Raw genomic sequence first — 15,992 nt, forward strand, 5'->3', positions numbered from 1 at the left:
AGACGTGCTGATATGGCTCAGTTGGTAGAGCGCACCCTTGGTAAGGGTGAGGTCCCCAGTTCGACTCTGGGTATCAGCACCACTTCATTCCTCCCTCCCAATTCTCTCTGTTACTTAATTCAACAAGTCGGGCATGTTGCCTGGTTGATGTGGTGATATCACCGATTTATCCGTGTCTTAGAGGGACAATCGATGTCTAAAGAAAAGTTTGAACGTACAAAACCGCACGTTAACGTCGGTACTATCGGCCACGTTGACCATGGTAAAACAACGCTGACTGCTGCAATCACTACCGTTCTGTCCAAAACCTACGGTGGCCAGGCTCGTGCATTCGATCAGATCGATAACGCGCCGGAAGAAAAAGCACGTGGTATCACCATCAACACCTCTCACGTTGAATACGATACCGAAATCCGTCACTACGCTCACGTAGACTGCCCGGGCCACGCCGACTATGTTAAAAACATGATCACCGGTGCTGCGCAGATGGACGGCGCGATCCTGGTTGTTGCTGCGACTGACGGCCCGATGCCGCAGACCCGTGAGCACATCCTGCTGGGTCGTCAGGTAGGCGTTCCTTACATCATCGTGTTCCTGAACAAATGCGACATGGTTGATGACGAAGAGCTGCTGGAACTGGTAGAAATGGAAGTTCGTGAACTTCTGTCTCAGTACGATTTCCCGGGCGACGACACGCCTATCGTTCGTGGTTCTGCACTGAAAGCGCTGGAAGGCGAAGCAGAGTGGGAAGCGAAAATCATCGAACTGGCTGGCTACCTGGATTCTTACATCCCGGAACCAGAGCGTGCGATTGACAAGCCGTTCCTGCTGCCGATCGAAGACGTATTCTCCATCTCCGGTCGTGGTACCGTTGTTACCGGTCGTGTAGAGCGCGGTATCATCAAAGTAGGCGAAGAAGTAGAAATCGTTGGTATCAAAGACACTGCCAAGTCTACCTGTACTGGCGTTGAAATGTTCCGCAAACTGCTGGACGAAGGCCGTGCGGGTGAGAACGTAGGTGTTCTGCTGCGTGGTATCAAACGTGAAGAGATCGAACGTGGTCAGGTACTGGCTAAGCCGGGCACCATCAAGCCGCACACCCAGTTCGAATCTGAAGTGTACATTCTGTCCAAAGACGAAGGCGGCCGCCATACTCCGTTCTTCAAAGGCTACCGTCCGCAGTTCTACTTCCGTACAACTGACGTGACTGGCACCATCGAACTGCCGGAAGGCGTTGAGATGGTAATGCCGGGCGACAACATCAAAATGGTTGTAACCCTGATCCACCCGATCGCGATGGACGATGGTCTGCGTTTCGCAATCCGTGAAGGCGGCCGTACTGTAGGTGCGGGCGTGGTAGCAAAAGTTATCGCTTAATCGCTGATAACATTTGACGCTACGCGCAAGAAAAGGGCATCATTTGATGCCCTTTTTGTACGCGCTCGAATCAGAACCTGGCTCATCAGTGATTTTTTCCTCATAATCATTGCTGAGACAGGCTCTGTAGATAGCGTTGAGTCCGAAATGCAATAAAGCTTTTCGGTTTGGTTGCCTCGCTCATGCGGGGCAAAAATGTTTGTCTGATTCTTGTAACGGGTTGGTTTATGAGTGCGAATACCGAAGCTCAAGGGAGCGGGCGCGGCCTGGAAGCGATGAAATGGGTTGCTGTTGCGCTACTGCTCATTGTGGCTATTGTAGGCAACTACCTCTATCGTGACATGATGCTGCCGCTGCGTGCGCTGGCCGTGGTGATTCTGATTGCTGCAGCGGGCGGTGTCGCGCTGTTAACGACGAAAGGTAAAGCAACCGTTGCTTTTGCCCGTGAAGCGAGAACTGAAGTCCGTAAAGTTATTTGGCCAACTCGCCAGGAAACACTGCACACCACATTGATCGTAGCTGCGGTTACTGCGGTTATGTCACTTATTTTGTGGGGCCTGGATGGTATTCTGGTTCGCCTCGTTTCCTTTATCACTGGCCTGAGGTTCTGAGATGTCTGAAGCTCCTAAAAAGCGCTGGTACGTCGTTCAGGCGTTTTCCGGTTTTGAAGGCCGCGTAGCAACATCGCTGCGCGAGCATATCAAATTACACAATATGGAAGAGTTGTTTGGTGAAGTCATGGTTCCGACCGAAGAAGTGGTCGAAATTCGTGGCGGCCAGCGTCGCAAAAGCGAACGTAAATTCTTCCCGGGCTACGTGCTGGTACAGATGGTCATGAACGACGCAAGCTGGCACCTGGTGCGCAGCGTACCGCGCGTGATGGGCTTCATCGGTGGTACTTCCGATCGTCCGGCGCCGATCAGCGACAAAGAAGTGGATGCTATCATGAACCGTCTTCAGCAGGTTGGTGATAAGCCGCGTCCGAAAACGCTGTTTGAACCGGGTGAGATGGTCCGTGTTAGTGATGGTCCGTTTGCTGACTTCAACGGTGTCGTTGAAGAAGTTGATTACGAGAAATCTCGTCTTAAAGTTTCTGTTTCAATCTTTGGTCGTGCGACCCCGGTTGAACTGGACTTTGCTCAGGTCGAAAAAGCCTAAGTATCGATCAAAAAGGCAGCGATTAAATCGTTGCACAAGGCGCGAAATTGGCATACAATTTCGCGCCTTTTGTTTTTATGGGCCTTGCCCGTAAAACGAATATTTATCACGGGGAGCCTTTTTTGAGGCGCTATTACCCAATCTGAGGATTTAAGAATGGCTAAGAAAGTCCAGGCCTACGTCAAGCTGCAGGTTGCAGCTGGCATGGCAAACCCGAGCCCACCGGTTGGTCCGGCTCTGGGTCAGCAGGGTGTTAACATCATGGAATTCTGTAAAGCGTTTAACGCAAAAACTGATTCCATGGAAAAAGGTCTGCCAATTCCGGTTGTTATCACCGTTTATGCCGACCGTTCTTTCACTTTCATTACCAAAACGCCTCCGGCAGCAGTTCTGCTGAAAAAAGCGGCTGGTATTAAGTCTGGTTCCGGTAAGCCGAACAAAGACAAAGTGGGCAAGATCTCCCGCGCTCAGCTGCAGGAAATCGCTCAGACTAAAGCCGCGGACATGACTGGTGCTGATATTGAAGCGATGACTCGCTCAATTGAAGGTACTGCACGTTCCATGGGCCTGGTAGTGGAGGATTAAGAAATGGCTAAACTGACCAAGCGCATGCGCGTGATCCGTGAAAAAGTTGATGCGACCAAACAGTACGACATCAACGAAGCCGTTGCTCTGCTGAAAGAGCTGGCCACTGCTAAATTCGTAGAAAGCGTAGACGTTGCCGTTAACCTCGGCATCGACGCACGTAAATCTGACCAGAACGTACGTGGTGCAACTGTACTGCCGCACGGTACTGGCCGTTCCGTTCGCGTAGCCGTATTTACCCAGGGTGCAAACGCTGAAGCTGCTAAAGCTGCAGGCGCTGAACTGGTAGGTATGGAAGATCTGGCTGACCAGATCAAAAAAGGCGAAATGAACTTCGACGTTGTTATTGCTTCCCCGGATGCAATGCGCGTTGTTGGTCAGCTGGGCCAGATCCTCGGTCCACGCGGCCTGATGCCAAACCCGAAAGTTGGTACTGTAACGCCTAACGTTGCTGAAGCGGTTAAGAACGCTAAAGCAGGCCAGGTTCGTTACCGTAACGACAAAAACGGCATCATCCACACCACCATCGGTAAAGTGGACTTTGACGCTGACAAACTGAAAGAAAACCTGGAAGCTCTGCTGGTTGCGCTGAAAAAAGCGAAACCGACTCAGGCTAAAGGCGTGTACATCAAGAAAGTTAGCATCTCCACCACCATGGGTGCAGGTGTTGCAGTTGACCAGGCTGGCCTGAGCGCTGCTGCAAACTAATGCCTTTACGTGGGCGGTGGATTTGTCTACAATTCTACCCCCACGATTCTGTTGAAAGATACAGACGCTATGCGAGTCATTTGAATTGCAGCAAGGCGGCAAGCGAGTGAATCGCCAGGAGCATAGTTAACTATATGACTGGCGTGAGCGAGAGCAGGCAACGCAGCAGCAGTTCAAAGGACGATGTCATAGAAAGAATTTGTTCGTTGGAGCCTGGCCTATCCAGGCCTCCGTCGAAGACCGCAGGTGTTTCGCAAGAAACTTAATCCCCTGCGTAGACGGTGACAGAACGCTAAGATTATTTCTGATACTCTGGCTTGTTTCTGCTCACCGTATTAAGACGCTCTTTCCGTTGGAATGAGTGAAGTGAGTTCCAGAACATTTTGTTCTGGCAAACATCCAGGAGCAAAGCTAATGGCTTTAAATCTTCAAGACAAACAAGCGATTGTTGCTGAAGTCAGCGAAGTAGCCAAAGGCGCGCTGTCTGCAGTAGTTGCGGATTCCCGTGGCGTTACTGTGGACAAAATGACCGAACTGCGTAAAGCAGGTCGCGAAGCCGGCGTATACATGCGTGTTGTTCGTAACACCCTGCTGCGCCGTGTTGTTGAAGGTACTCAATTCGAGTGCCTGAAAGACGCGTTCGTTGGTCCGACCCTGATTGCATACTCTATGGAACACCCGGGCGCTGCTGCTCGTCTGTTCAAAGATTTCGCGAAAGCGAATGCAAAATTTGAGGTCAAAGCTGCAGCCTTTGAAGGTGAATTGATCCCGGCATCGCAAATCGATCGCCTGGCAACTCTGCCGACCTACGAAGAAGCAATTGCACGCCTGATGGCAACCATGAAAGAAGCTTCGGCTGGCAAACTGGTTCGCACTCTGGCTGCTGTTCGCGATGCGAAAGAAGCTGCTTAATCGCAGTTATCTTTGTAAAGCATCTGCTTACGTATAAACTTATTCTGATTTTCAGGAACAATTTAAATGTCTATCACTAAAGATCAAATCATTGAAGCAGTATCCGCTATGTCTGTAATGGACGTTGTTGAGCTGATCTCTGCAATGGAAGAAAAATTCGGCGTTTCTGCTGCTGCTGCTGTAGCTGTAGCTGCTGGCCCGGCTGAAGCTGCTGAAGAAAAAACTGAATTCGACGTAATTCTGAAAGGCATCGGCGCTAACAAAGTTGCTGTTATCAAAGCAGTACGTGGCGCAACTGGCCTGGGTCTGAAAGAAGCTAAAGACCTGGTAGAATCTGCACCTGCTGCTCTGAAAGAAGGCATCAGCAAAGACGACGCCGAAGCACTGAAAAAATCCCTGGAAGAAGCTGGCGCTGAAGTTGAAGTTAAATAAGCCAACCTTTCCGGTTGCAGCTTGAGTAATCAGGCTGATGGCTGGTGACTTTTTAGTCACCAGCCTTTTTGCGCTGTAGGGTACCGGTAGCATTTCTCACTGTTTGACTACGGGTTACCTTTTCAATGTTTGTTTCTATCGATGACTTAATATACTGCGGCAGAGCGTCCGTTCTGTGTAAACCGCAATGAAATGATTTAAGCGTGATAGCAACAGATATTGCGGAAAGTTTTCTATTTTCCGATCAACAAAATGGTGTTGCATAAACTGTCCATTCGACGGACAGAGTGGGTCGACTTGTCAGCGAGCTGAGGAACCCTATGGTTTACTCCTATACCGAGAAAAAACGTATTCGTAAGGATTTTGGTAAACGTCCACAAGTTCTGGACATTCCATATCTCCTTTCTATCCAGCTTGACTCGTTCCAGAAGTTTATCGAGCAAGATCCTGAAGGGCAGTACGGTCTGGAAGCAGCTTTCCGCTCCGTGTTCCCAATCAAAAGCTATAGCGGTAATTCGGAGCTGCAGTATGTTAGCTACCGTCTGGGTGAGCCGGTATTTGACGTTAAAGAGTGTCAAATCCGTGGCGTAACTTATTCTGCACCGCTGCGCGTAAAACTGCGTCTGGTGATCTACGAACGTGAAGCGCCGGAAGGCACCGTTAAAGACATCAAAGAGCAGGAAGTCTACATGGGCGAAATTCCGCTCATGACCGACAATGGTACCTTTGTTATCAACGGTACTGAGCGTGTTATCGTTTCTCAGCTGCACCGTAGCCCTGGCGTCTTCTTTGACTCCGATAAAGGTAAAACCCACTCTTCGGGTAAAGTGCTCTATAACGCGCGCATCATTCCTTACCGTGGTTCCTGGCTGGACTTCGAGTTCGATCCGAAGGACAACCTGTTCGTACGTATCGACCGTCGCCGTAAATTGCCTGCGACCATCATTCTGCGTGCGCTGAACTACACCACTGAGCAGATCCTTGACCTGTTCTTTGAAAAAGTTGTTTTTGAAATCCGCGACAACAAGCTGCAAATGGAGCTGTTGCCGGAACGTCTGCGTGGCGAAACTGCCTCCTTCGATATCGAAGCAAATGGCAAAATCTACGTAGAAAAAGGTCGCCGTATCACTGCGCGCCATATTCGCCAGCTGGAAAAAGACGAGATTCAGCACATCGAAGTACCGGTTGAGTACATCGCAGGTAAAGTCGTTTCTAAAGACTATATCGACGAATCTACCGGCGAGCTGATCTGCCCGGCGAACATGGAACTGAGCCTGGATCTGCTGGCTAAACTGAGCCAGTCTGGTCATAAGCGTATTGAAACGCTGTTCACCAACGACCTGGATCACGGTGCTTACATTTCTGAAACTATCCGTGTCGACCCAACTAACGACCGTCTGAGCGCGCTGGTAGAAATCTACCGCATGATGCGCCCGGGTGAGCCGCCGACGCGTGAAGCTGCTGAAACCCTGTTTGAGAACCTGTTCTTCTCTGAAGACCGTTACGATCTCTCTGCTGTAGGTCGTATGAAGTTCAACCGTTCGCTGCTGCGTGACGAGATTGAAGGTTCCGGCATCCTCAGCAAAGACGACATCATTCAGGTTATGCGTAAGCTGATTGGTATCCGTAACGGTCAGGGCGAAGTCGATGATATCGACCACCTCGGCAACCGTCGTATCCGTTCCGTAGGCGAAATGGCGGAAAACCAGTTCCGCGTTGGCCTGGTACGTGTAGAGCGTGCGGTGAAAGAGCGTCTGTCCCTGGGCGATCTGGATACCCTGATGCCGCAGGATATGATCAACGCCAAGCCAATCTCTGCCGCAGTGAAAGAGTTCTTTGGTTCCAGCCAGCTGTCTCAGTTTATGGACCAGAACAACCCACTGTCTGAGATCACGCACAAACGTCGTATCTCTGCACTCGGCCCGGGCGGTCTGACCCGTGAGCGCGCAGGCTTTGAAGTTCGAGACGTACACCCGACCCACTACGGCCGCGTGTGTCCAATCGAAACGCCTGAAGGTCCGAACATCGGTCTTATCAACTCCCTGTCCGTGTACGCACAGACCAACGAATACGGTTTCCTTGAAACCCCGTATCGTAAAGTGACTGACGGTGTTGTTACTGACGAAATTCACTACCTGTCTGCTATCGAAGAAGGCAACTACGTTATCGCTCAGGCGAACTCCAACCTGGATGACGAAGGCCACTTTGTAGAAGACCTGGTGACCTGCCGTAGCAAAGGCGAATCCAGCTTGTTCAGCCGCGATCAGGTTGACTACATGGACGTTTCCACCCAACAGGTGGTATCCGTCGGTGCGTCTCTGATCCCGTTCCTGGAACACGATGACGCCAACCGTGCATTGATGGGTGCGAACATGCAACGTCAGGCGGTTCCTACTCTGCGCGCTGATAAGCCGCTGGTTGGTACCGGTATGGAACGTGCTGTTGCCGTTGACTCCGGTGTTACTGCGGTGGCTAAACGTGGCGGTCTGGTTCAGTACGTGGATGCATCCCGTATCGTTATCAAAGTTAACGAAGATGAGATGTACCCGGGCGAAGCAGGTATCGACATTTATAACCTGACCAAGTACACCCGTTCTAACCAGAACACCTGCATCAACCAGATGCCGTGCGTGTCCTTAGGTGAGCCAATTGAGCGCGGCGACGTGCTGGCTGATGGCCCGTCCACCGATTTGGGTGAACTGGCGCTCGGTCAGAACATGCGTGTAGCGTTCATGCCGTGGAATGGTTACAACTTCGAAGACTCCATCCTCGTATCCGAGCGTGTTGTTCAGGAAGACCGTTTCACCACCATCCATATTCAGGAACTGGCATGCGTGTCCCGTGACACCAAGCTGGGGCCAGAAGAGATCACCGCTGACATCCCGAACGTGGGTGAAGCTGCGCTCTCCAAACTGGATGAATCTGGTATCGTTTACATCGGTGCAGAAGTCACCGGCGGCGACATTCTGGTAGGTAAGGTAACGCCAAAAGGTGAAACCCAACTGACGCCAGAAGAGAAACTGCTGCGTGCTATCTTCGGTGAGAAAGCGTCTGACGTTAAAGACTCTTCTCTGCGTGTACCGAACGGTGTCTCTGGTACCGTTATCGACGTTCAGGTCTTCACCCGTGACGGCGTTGAGAAAGACAAACGTGCGCTGGAAATCGAAGAGATGCAGCTGAAGCAGGCGAAAAAAGACCTGTCTGAAGAACTGCAGATCCTCGAAGCTGGCCTGTTTGGTCGTATCTACGCGGTGCTGGTTGCAGGTGGTGTTGAAGCTGAGAAGCTCGACAAACTGCCGCGCGATCGCTGGCTGGAACTGGGCCTGACCGACGAAGAGAAACAGAATCAGCTGGAGCAGCTGGCTGAGCAGTATGACGAACTGAAACACGAGTTCGAGAAAAAACTCGAAGCGAAACGCCGCAAAATCACTCAGGGCGACGATCTGGCACCGGGCGTGCTGAAGATTGTCAAAGTGTATCTGGCCGTTAAACGTCAAATCCAGCCTGGTGACAAAATGGCAGGTCGTCACGGTAACAAGGGTGTTATCTCTAAGATCAACCCGATCGAAGATATGCCTCACGACGCTAACGGTACGCCGGTAGACATCGTGCTGAACCCGCTGGGTGTACCGTCTCGTATGAACATCGGTCAGATTCTGGAAACCCACCTGGGTATGGCTGCGAAAGGTATTGGCGATCAAATCAACGCCATGCTGAAGCAGCAGCAAGAAGTCGCGAAGCTGCGCGAGTTCATCCAGCGTGCCTACGATCTGGGTACCGACGTTCGTCAGAAAGTCGACCTGAATACCTTCAGCGATGAAGAAGTACTGCGTCTGGCTGAAAACCTGCGTAAGGGTATGCCTATCGCAACGCCAGTCTTCGATGGTGCGAAAGAGTCTGAAATCAAAGAGCTGTTACAACTGGGTGGCCTGCCGAGTTCCGGTCAGATCACACTGTTTGATGGCCGTACCGGTGAACAGTTCGAGCGTCAGGTAACCGTAGGTTACATGTACATGCTGAAACTGAACCACCTGGTTGATGACAAAATGCACGCGCGTTCTACCGGTTCTTATAGCCTGGTTACTCAGCAACCGCTGGGTGGTAAGGCGCAGTTCGGTGGTCAGCGCTTCGGGGAGATGGAAGTGTGGGCGCTGGAAGCATACGGCGCAGCATACACCCTGCAGGAAATGCTTACCGTTAAGTCTGATGACGTGAACGGTCGTACCAAGATGTATAAAAACATCGTGGACGGCAACCATCAGATGGAACCGGGTATGCCAGAGTCCTTCAACGTACTGTTGAAAGAGATTCGTTCGCTGGGTATCAACATCGAGCTGGAAGACGAGTAACTCTCGCTCAAACAGGTCACTGGTGCCGGGGTAACACCCGGCGCCAGATTGTGCTAACTCCGACGGGAGCAAATCCGTGAAAGACTTATTAAAGTTTCTGAAAGCGCAAACTAAAACCGAAGAGTTTGATGCGATCAAAATTGCTCTGGCCTCGCCAGACATGATCCGTTCATGGTCTTTCGGTGAAGTTAAGAAGCCGGAAACCATCAACTACCGTACGTTCAAACCTGAACGTGACGGCCTTTTCTGTGCGCGTATTTTCGGGCCAGTAAAAGATTACGAGTGCCTGTGCGGTAAGTACAAGCGCCTGAAACACCGCGGTGTGATCTGTGAGAAGTGCGGCGTTGAAGTGACCCAGACTAAAGTGCGCCGTGAGCGTATGGGTCACATCGAGCTGGCGTCTCCGACTGCTCATATCTGGTTCCTGAAATCTCTGCCGTCCCGTATCGGCCTGCTGCTGGATATGCCGCTGCGCGATATCGAACGTGTGCTGTACTTCGAATCCTATGTGGTTATCGAAGGCGGGATGACGAACCTGGAACGTAACCAGATTCTGACCGAAGAACAGTATCTGGACGCCCTGGAAGAGTTCGGTGACGAATTCGACGCCAAAATGGGTGCGGAAGCTATCCAGGCCCTGCTGAAAAGCATGGATCTGGAGCAGGAGTGCGAACAGCTGCGTGAAGAGCTGAACGAAACCAACTCCGAAACCAAGCGTAAAAAGCTGACCAAGCGTATCAAGCTGCTGGAAGCGTTCGTTCAGTCTGGTAACAAACCAGAGTGGATGATCCTGACCGTTCTGCCGGTTCTGCCGCCAGATCTGCGTCCGCTGGTTCCGCTGGATGGTGGTCGTTTCGCAACGTCCGATCTTAACGATCTGTATCGTCGCGTGATTAACCGTAACAACCGTCTGAAACGTCTGCTGGATCTGGCGGCGCCGGACATCATCGTACGTAACGAAAAACGTATGCTGCAGGAAGCGGTAGATGCCCTGCTGGATAACGGCCGTCGCGGTCGTGCCATCACCGGCTCTAACAAACGTCCTCTGAAATCTTTGGCCGACATGATCAAAGGTAAACAGGGTCGTTTCCGTCAGAACCTGCTCGGTAAGCGTGTTGACTACTCCGGTCGTTCTGTTATCACCGTAGGTCCATACCTGCGTCTGCATCAGTGCGGTCTGCCGAAGAAAATGGCACTGGAGCTGTTCAAACCGTTCATCTACGGCAAGCTGGAACTGCGTGGCCTCGCCACCACCATCAAAGCCGCGAAGAAAATGGTTGAGCGTGAAGAAGCTGTCGTTTGGGATATCCTGGACGAAGTTATCCGCGAACACCCGGTACTGCTGAACCGTGCACCAACTCTGCACCGTTTGGGTATTCAGGCATTTGAACCGGTACTGATCGAAGGTAAAGCAATTCAGCTGCACCCGCTGGTTTGTGCGGCTTATAACGCCGACTTCGATGGTGACCAGATGGCTGTTCACGTACCGCTGACGCTGGAAGCCCAGCTGGAAGCGCGTGCGCTGATGATGTCTACCAACAACATCCTGTCTCCAGCGAACGGCGAGCCAATCATCGTTCCGTCTCAGGACGTTGTACTGGGTCTGTACTACATGACCCGTGACTGTGTTAACGCCAAAGGCGAAGGCATGGTGCTGACTGGACCGAAAGAAGCTGAGCGTATTTACCGCGCTGGCCTGGCCTCTCTGCATGCGCGCGTTAAAGTGCGTATCACTGAATACGAAAAAGATGAAAACGGTAAGTTTGTTGCGAAAACCAGCCTGAAAGACACGACCGTTGGCCGTGCGATTCTGTGGATGATCGTACCTAAAGGTCTGCCGTTCACTATCGTGAACCAGGCACTGGGTAAGAAAGCTATCTCCAAGATGCTGAACACCTGCTACCGTATTCTGGGGCTGAAACCGACCGTTATTTTTGCGGACCAGACGATGTACACCGGCTTTGCTTACGCAGCGCGTTCAGGTGCATCCGTTGGTATTGATGACATGGTCATCCCGGAGAAAAAACACGAGATCATCTCTGAAGCAGAAGCTGAAGTTGCTGAGATCCAGGAGCAGTTCCAGTCTGGTCTGGTAACGGCGGGCGAACGCTATAACAAAGTTATCGATATCTGGGCCGCGGCGAACGATCGTGTATCCAAAGCGATGATGGACAACCTGCAGACTGAAACGGTAATCAACCGTGAAGGTAAAGAAGAGCAGCAGGTTTCCTTCAACAGCATCTACATGATGGCCGACTCCGGTGCGCGTGGTTCTGCAGCACAGATTCGTCAGCTGGCAGGTATGCGTGGTCTGATGGCGAAGCCAGATGGCTCCATCATCGAAACGCCAATCACCGCGAACTTCCGTGAAGGTCTGAACGTACTCCAGTACTTCATCTCCACGCACGGTGCGCGTAAAGGTCTGGCGGATACCGCGCTGAAAACCGCGAACTCCGGTTATCTGACCCGTCGTCTGGTTGACGTTGCGCAGGATCTGGTAGTCACTGAAGACGATTGTGGCACCCTCGAAGGTATCACCATGACCCCGGTTATCGAGGGTGGTGATGTTAAAGAGCCGCTGCGCGATCGCGTTCTGGGTCGTGTGACTGCTGAAGACATTCTGAAGCCGGGCACTGCAGACATTCTGGTTCCGCGTAACACGCTGCTGCATGAGCAGTGGTGTGACCTGCTGGAAGCAAACTCTGTTGACTCCGTGAAAGTTCGCTCCGTTGTATCCTGTGACACCGACTTTGGTGTATGTGCGCACTGCTATGGTCGTGACCTGGCGCGTGGCCACATCATCAACAAAGGTGAAGCTATCGGCGTTATCGCGGCACAGTCCATCGGTGAGCCGGGTACACAGCTGACGATGCGTACGTTCCACATCGGTGGTGCGGCATCTCGTGCGGCTGCTGAATCCAGCATCCAGGTGAAAAACAAAGGTAGCATCCGTCTGAGCAATGCGAAGTCGGTTGTGAACTCCAGCGGTAAGCTGGTAGTGACTTCACGTAACACCGAGCTGAAACTGATCGACGAATTCGGCCGTACTAAAGAGAGCTATAAAGTCCCTTACGGTGCAGTCATGGCTAAAGGTGATGGTGAGCAGGTTGCAGGCGGCGAAACCGTAGCAAACTGGGATCCGCACACCATGCCGGTTATCACTGAAGTGGCGGGCTTTATTCGCTTCACCGATATGATCGACGGCCAGACGATTACTCGTCAGACCGACGAACTGACCGGTCTCTCCTCGCTGGTGGTTCTGGATTCTGCAGAACGTACCGCAGGTGGTAAAGACCTGCGTCCGGCACTGAAAATTGTTGATGCTAACGGCAACGACGTTCTGATCCCTGGCACTGATATGCCAGCGCAGTACTTCCTGCCAGGTAAAGCGATTGTTCAGCTGGAAGATGGCGTACAGATCAGTTCCGGTGACACCCTGGCGCGTATTCCTCAGGAATCCGGCGGTACCAAGGACATCACCGGTGGTCTGCCACGCGTTGCGGATCTGTTCGAAGCACGTCGTCCGAAAGAGCCGGCAATTCTGGCGGAAATCAGCGGCATCATCTCCTTCGGTAAAGAGACCAAAGGGAAGCGTCGTCTGGTAATTACCCCGCTGGATGGTAGCGATCCATACGAAGAGATGATTCCGAAATGGCGTCAGCTCAACGTGTTTGAAGGTGAACGTGTAGAACGTGGTGATGTGGTTTCCGACGGTCCGGAAGCTCCGCACGACATTCTGCGTCTTCGTGGTGTTCACGCGGTTACCCGCTATATCACTAACGAAGTACAGGATGTTTACCGTCTGCAAGGCGTTAAGATTAACGATAAGCACATCGAAGTTATCGTTCGTCAGATGCTGCGTAAAGCGACCATCGAAAATGCAGGTAGCTCCGACTTCCTGGAAGGCGAGCAGGTTGAATACTCCCGCGTCAAGATTGCAAACCGCGATCTGGAAGCGAACGGCAAAATCGGTGCGACCTTCGCACGCGACCTGCTGGGTATCACCAAAGCGTCTCTGGCAACCGAGTCCTTCATTTCTGCGGCATCGTTCCAGGAAACGACTCGCGTTCTGACCGAAGCCGCCGTTGCGGGCAAACGCGACGAACTGCGTGGTCTGAAAGAGAACGTTATCGTGGGTCGTCTGATCCCGGCTGGTACAGGTTATGCGTACCATCAGGATCGTATGCGCCGTCGCGCAGCGGGCGAACTGCCTGCCGCACCGCAGGTAACTGCAGAAGATGCATCTGCCAGCCTGGCAGAGCTCCTGAACGCAGGCCTGGGCGGTTCTGATAACGAGTAATCGTTGCTGATACGCTAAGTAAGCTAAGCTGCACCCCAAAGGTTGGATACCAACTGAGTAAGGTGCAGTTTTTTTTTGACTTTTTTCTTCTCCTTCTTCTCACCTGCCGCTGCTGATCTCCCTCTCTTTTTGAAAATAAGTAAAATCTCAGATCAATTAAAATGAAATAGTGTTTTAGTTGTGTTCGTCACAATTTCTTTTGTGCCTTTTGTTAAAATACCCACCGTTGTCAGGGTAAAGCCTGACCGTTTTCTGTCTTCAGTGTGAGGTTTGAACGCGGCGTTAAAATAACGTGTTGAATAGCGTGATTCCGACTGGCTTATTTTTGTCAGGGTAGCGCTATGTTCAAATAAAAGAAAACCATTCGATGGTTTCAGAAATAATAAAAACGACTACGAGATTTTATTTCTCGCAGGCTTCTGCATCTTTAATTTACTGAAATGCTAACTAAAAACATAAAGACTTATCGGCTACTAATCATTAATTATGGTGGAAAGGGTTTACTATGGATTACGTAATAAAAGTACTTGGCACACCCGCAATTATTATCGCCTTTATTGCGTTTTTAGGTCTGGCATTACAAAAAAGTAGTATGACGAATATCATTAAAGGCACACTACTGGCATTTATAGGCTTTGTCCTTATTAAGACCGGTGGCAGTATCCTGGGCGGGGTGCTAACCATGTTTAGCGACCTTTTTACCAATGCCTTTGGCCTTCGCGGCGTGGTGCCAAGCAACGAAGCAATCATGGCGTTGACGATTGATAAACTCGGCCGACCCGCAGCCTTTATACTGTTTTTCGCCATGATAATTAATATTCTCATGGCACGTTATACACGCTTTAAGGCTATCTATTTATCGTTGCATTTGATTGTTTTCATGTCTTTTTCAGTAACCGCTGCGCTTGTTGGTCTGGGATATAGTGAACAGTTTGCTATTATTTTTGGCTCACTGGTCATTGGCTGCTATATGGCGATTTTCCCAACGTTATTATCGCGCTTTAGCCGTAAAATTATTGGGCATAATGATTACTGTATCGCTCATGCCGCTTCCAGTTCCTATCTTATCGGTTCCTACCTGGGAAAATGGCTGGGCAATACGTCAACAAACGTTGAAGAGGTTAAGGTTAGCGATAAATTCAGTTTTCTGAAAAACGCTGACGTTGCCACATTTATTACTATGTTCTGCCTGCTGGGCATTTCCTCAATATTCGCAGAGGCCGCTTACCTCGACAAAATGCTTGCCGGCAAACCTTACCTGGTGTGGCTGTTAGAAAAATCGGCAACCTTTGCGGGTGGCTTATATATCGCCAAGAAAGGGGTAGCCATGTTCACTGAGGAGATTGTCCCTGCATTCAAAGGCTTTTCACAAGTCGTCGCACCGGGCTCCATTCCGGCAGTGGATCCGATGGTGCTTTTCGATAAGTCACCCAACGCGGTACTGATCGGTTTCCTTGTCAGCTTTTCGGCGGAACTGGTCTGCGTTGCCTTGTTCCCGATGATTGGCCTGCCAATTATTATTCCGGGGATTATGGCAAGCTTCATCACCGGCGGTAGTGCAGCGATTTTTGGTAATGCGACCGGCGGGCTCCGGGGCGCGATTATCGCCAGTTTCGTCAACGGACTTTTGCTTTGTGTTCTGCCCGCTCTGGTGCTGCCGCTGTTCAGTCATCTTGGCGTGGACAGCGTTACCTTCGCGGACCCGGATTTCACCTTCCTGTCCGCTATCATTAAATATACGTTTGGCCTGGCCCATTAATATTGTTGCAGGTCTGACTGGCAGACCTGCAGTTCCTGTTTTAACGAGGTGTCATGATGTTCGTTTATAAAGAAGAGACGGTACTGGAAGATCTGGGAAACGGCGTTACTCGCCGAATTCTGGCTCACGGTGGCGGTATGATGGCGGTGGAGGTTAACTTTACCGAAGGCGCTGTCGGGCCAATGCATCATCATCCACATGAACAGCTAACCTATGTATTATCGGGACGCTTCAGCTTTACGATTGACGGCGTGACGAAGGAAGTGAGCGCGGGCGATACGCTGTACAAGAAGCCCGACGTGGTCCACGGATGTGTTTGCCTGGAAGCGGGCACGCTGTTAGACACCTTCACGCCGCAGCGAGAAGATTTTTTGTCTTAAATGAATGTACAAAAAGAACCCGCTTTGGCGGG

At 51.2% G+C, this 15,992-nt stretch carries 11 protein-coding genes and 1 tRNA gene; all 12 read left to right on the forward strand.

Annotation, left to right across the window (positions count from 1 at the left end; translation table 11 throughout):
• Nucleotides 1–6 precede the first annotated feature (6 nt).
• The 12 genes from M1D91_RS01245 to M1D91_RS01300 all read left to right on the forward strand — a co-directional run bounded on the left by M1D91_RS01245 (nt 7) and on the right by M1D91_RS01300 (nt 15,960).
• A tRNA-Thr gene (locus M1D91_RS01245) sits at nt 7–82 on the forward strand.
• 110 nt (nt 83–192) lie between these two features.
• Complete coding sequence (gene tuf / locus M1D91_RS01250) at nt 193–1,377, forward strand: elongation factor Tu (RefSeq protein WP_457975828.1); 1,185 nt, start codon at nt 193–195, stop codon at nt 1,375–1,377.
• A 227-nt stretch (nt 1,378–1,604) separates the two neighbouring features.
• Nucleotides 1,605–1,988, forward strand: a complete 384-nt coding sequence (gene secE / locus M1D91_RS01255) for a preprotein translocase subunit SecE (RefSeq protein ID WP_437434176.1) — start codon at nt 1,605–1,607, stop codon at nt 1,986–1,988.
• Nucleotide 1,989: 1 nt separating this feature from the next.
• A complete protein-coding gene (gene nusG / locus M1D91_RS01260) occupies nt 1,990–2,535 on the forward strand; it encodes a transcription termination/antitermination protein NusG (protein WP_002438628.1) in 546 nt (181 codons plus the stop codon).
• 156 nt (nt 2,536–2,691) lie between these two features.
• Nucleotides 2,692–3,120 carry a 50S ribosomal protein L11 gene (rplK, locus tag M1D91_RS01265; protein ID WP_058914236.1) on the forward strand — a complete coding sequence of 143 codons (429 nt, stop codon included), beginning with the start codon at nt 2,692–2,694 and terminating at the stop codon, nt 3,118–3,120.
• A 3-nt stretch (nt 3,121–3,123) separates the two neighbouring features.
• Nucleotides 3,124–3,828, forward strand: coding sequence for a 50S ribosomal protein L1 (rplA, locus tag M1D91_RS01270; RefSeq protein WP_437434177.1), 705 nt, complete (start codon nt 3,124–3,126; stop codon nt 3,826–3,828).
• A gap of 414 nt (nt 3,829–4,242) precedes the next feature.
• Nucleotides 4,243–4,740, forward strand: a complete 498-nt coding sequence (rplJ, locus tag M1D91_RS01275; protein ID WP_007704673.1) for a 50S ribosomal protein L10 — start codon at nt 4,243–4,245, stop codon at nt 4,738–4,740.
• Nucleotides 4,741–4,806: 66 nt separating this feature from the next.
• Entirely contained in the window at nt 4,807–5,172 is a 366-nt protein-coding gene (gene rplL, locus M1D91_RS01280) for a 50S ribosomal protein L7/L12 (protein ID WP_437434178.1), read from the forward strand.
• 320 nt (nt 5,173–5,492) lie between these two features.
• Nucleotides 5,493–9,521: a DNA-directed RNA polymerase subunit beta gene (rpoB, locus tag M1D91_RS01285; protein WP_437434179.1), complete on the forward strand. Its 4,029-nt coding sequence runs from the start codon at nt 5,493–5,495 to the stop codon at nt 9,519–9,521.
• Nucleotides 9,522–9,597: 76 nt separating this feature from the next.
• A complete protein-coding gene (gene rpoC / locus M1D91_RS01290) occupies nt 9,598–13,821 on the forward strand; it encodes a DNA-directed RNA polymerase subunit beta' (protein ID WP_437434180.1) in 4,224 nt (1,407 codons plus the stop codon).
• A 505-nt stretch (nt 13,822–14,326) separates the two neighbouring features.
• Nucleotides 14,327–15,580 (forward strand): PTS ascorbate transporter subunit IIC, encoded by a 1,254-nt coding sequence (locus M1D91_RS01295; protein WP_437434181.1) that lies wholly within the window; start codon nt 14,327–14,329, stop codon nt 15,578–15,580.
• A gap of 56 nt (nt 15,581–15,636) precedes the next feature.
• Nucleotides 15,637–15,960, forward strand: coding sequence for a cupin domain-containing protein (locus tag M1D91_RS01300; RefSeq protein WP_437434201.1), 324 nt, complete (start codon nt 15,637–15,639; stop codon nt 15,958–15,960).
• Nucleotides 15,961–15,992 lie beyond the last annotated feature (32 nt).

The sequence above is a fragment of the Enterobacter sp. SA197 genome, assembly GCF_054131575.1.

Coding starts and splice junctions, on each gene's coding strand:
- nusG (WP_002438628.1), top strand. CDS start 1,990: ATGTCTGAAGCTCCTAAAAAGCGCTGGTACGTCGTTCAGGCGTTTTCC.
- M1D91_RS01295 (WP_437434181.1), top strand. CDS start 14,327: ATGGATTACGTAATAAAAGTACTTGGCACACCCGCAATTATTATCGCC.
- rplK (WP_058914236.1), top strand. CDS start 2,692: ATGGCTAAGAAAGTCCAGGCCTACGTCAAGCTGCAGGTTGCAGCTGGC.
- rplJ (WP_007704673.1), top strand. CDS start 4,243: ATGGCTTTAAATCTTCAAGACAAACAAGCGATTGTTGCTGAAGTCAGC.
- tuf (WP_457975828.1), top strand. CDS start 193: ATGTCTAAAGAAAAGTTTGAACGTACAAAACCGCACGTTAACGTCGGT.
- rplA (WP_437434177.1), top strand. CDS start 3,124: ATGGCTAAACTGACCAAGCGCATGCGCGTGATCCGTGAAAAAGTTGAT.
- M1D91_RS01300 (WP_437434201.1), top strand. CDS start 15,637: ATGTTCGTTTATAAAGAAGAGACGGTACTGGAAGATCTGGGAAACGGC.
- rplL (WP_437434178.1), top strand. CDS start 4,807: ATGTCTATCACTAAAGATCAAATCATTGAAGCAGTATCCGCTATGTCT.
- secE (WP_437434176.1), top strand. CDS start 1,605: ATGAGTGCGAATACCGAAGCTCAAGGGAGCGGGCGCGGCCTGGAAGCG.
- rpoB (WP_437434179.1), top strand. CDS start 5,493: ATGGTTTACTCCTATACCGAGAAAAAACGTATTCGTAAGGATTTTGGT.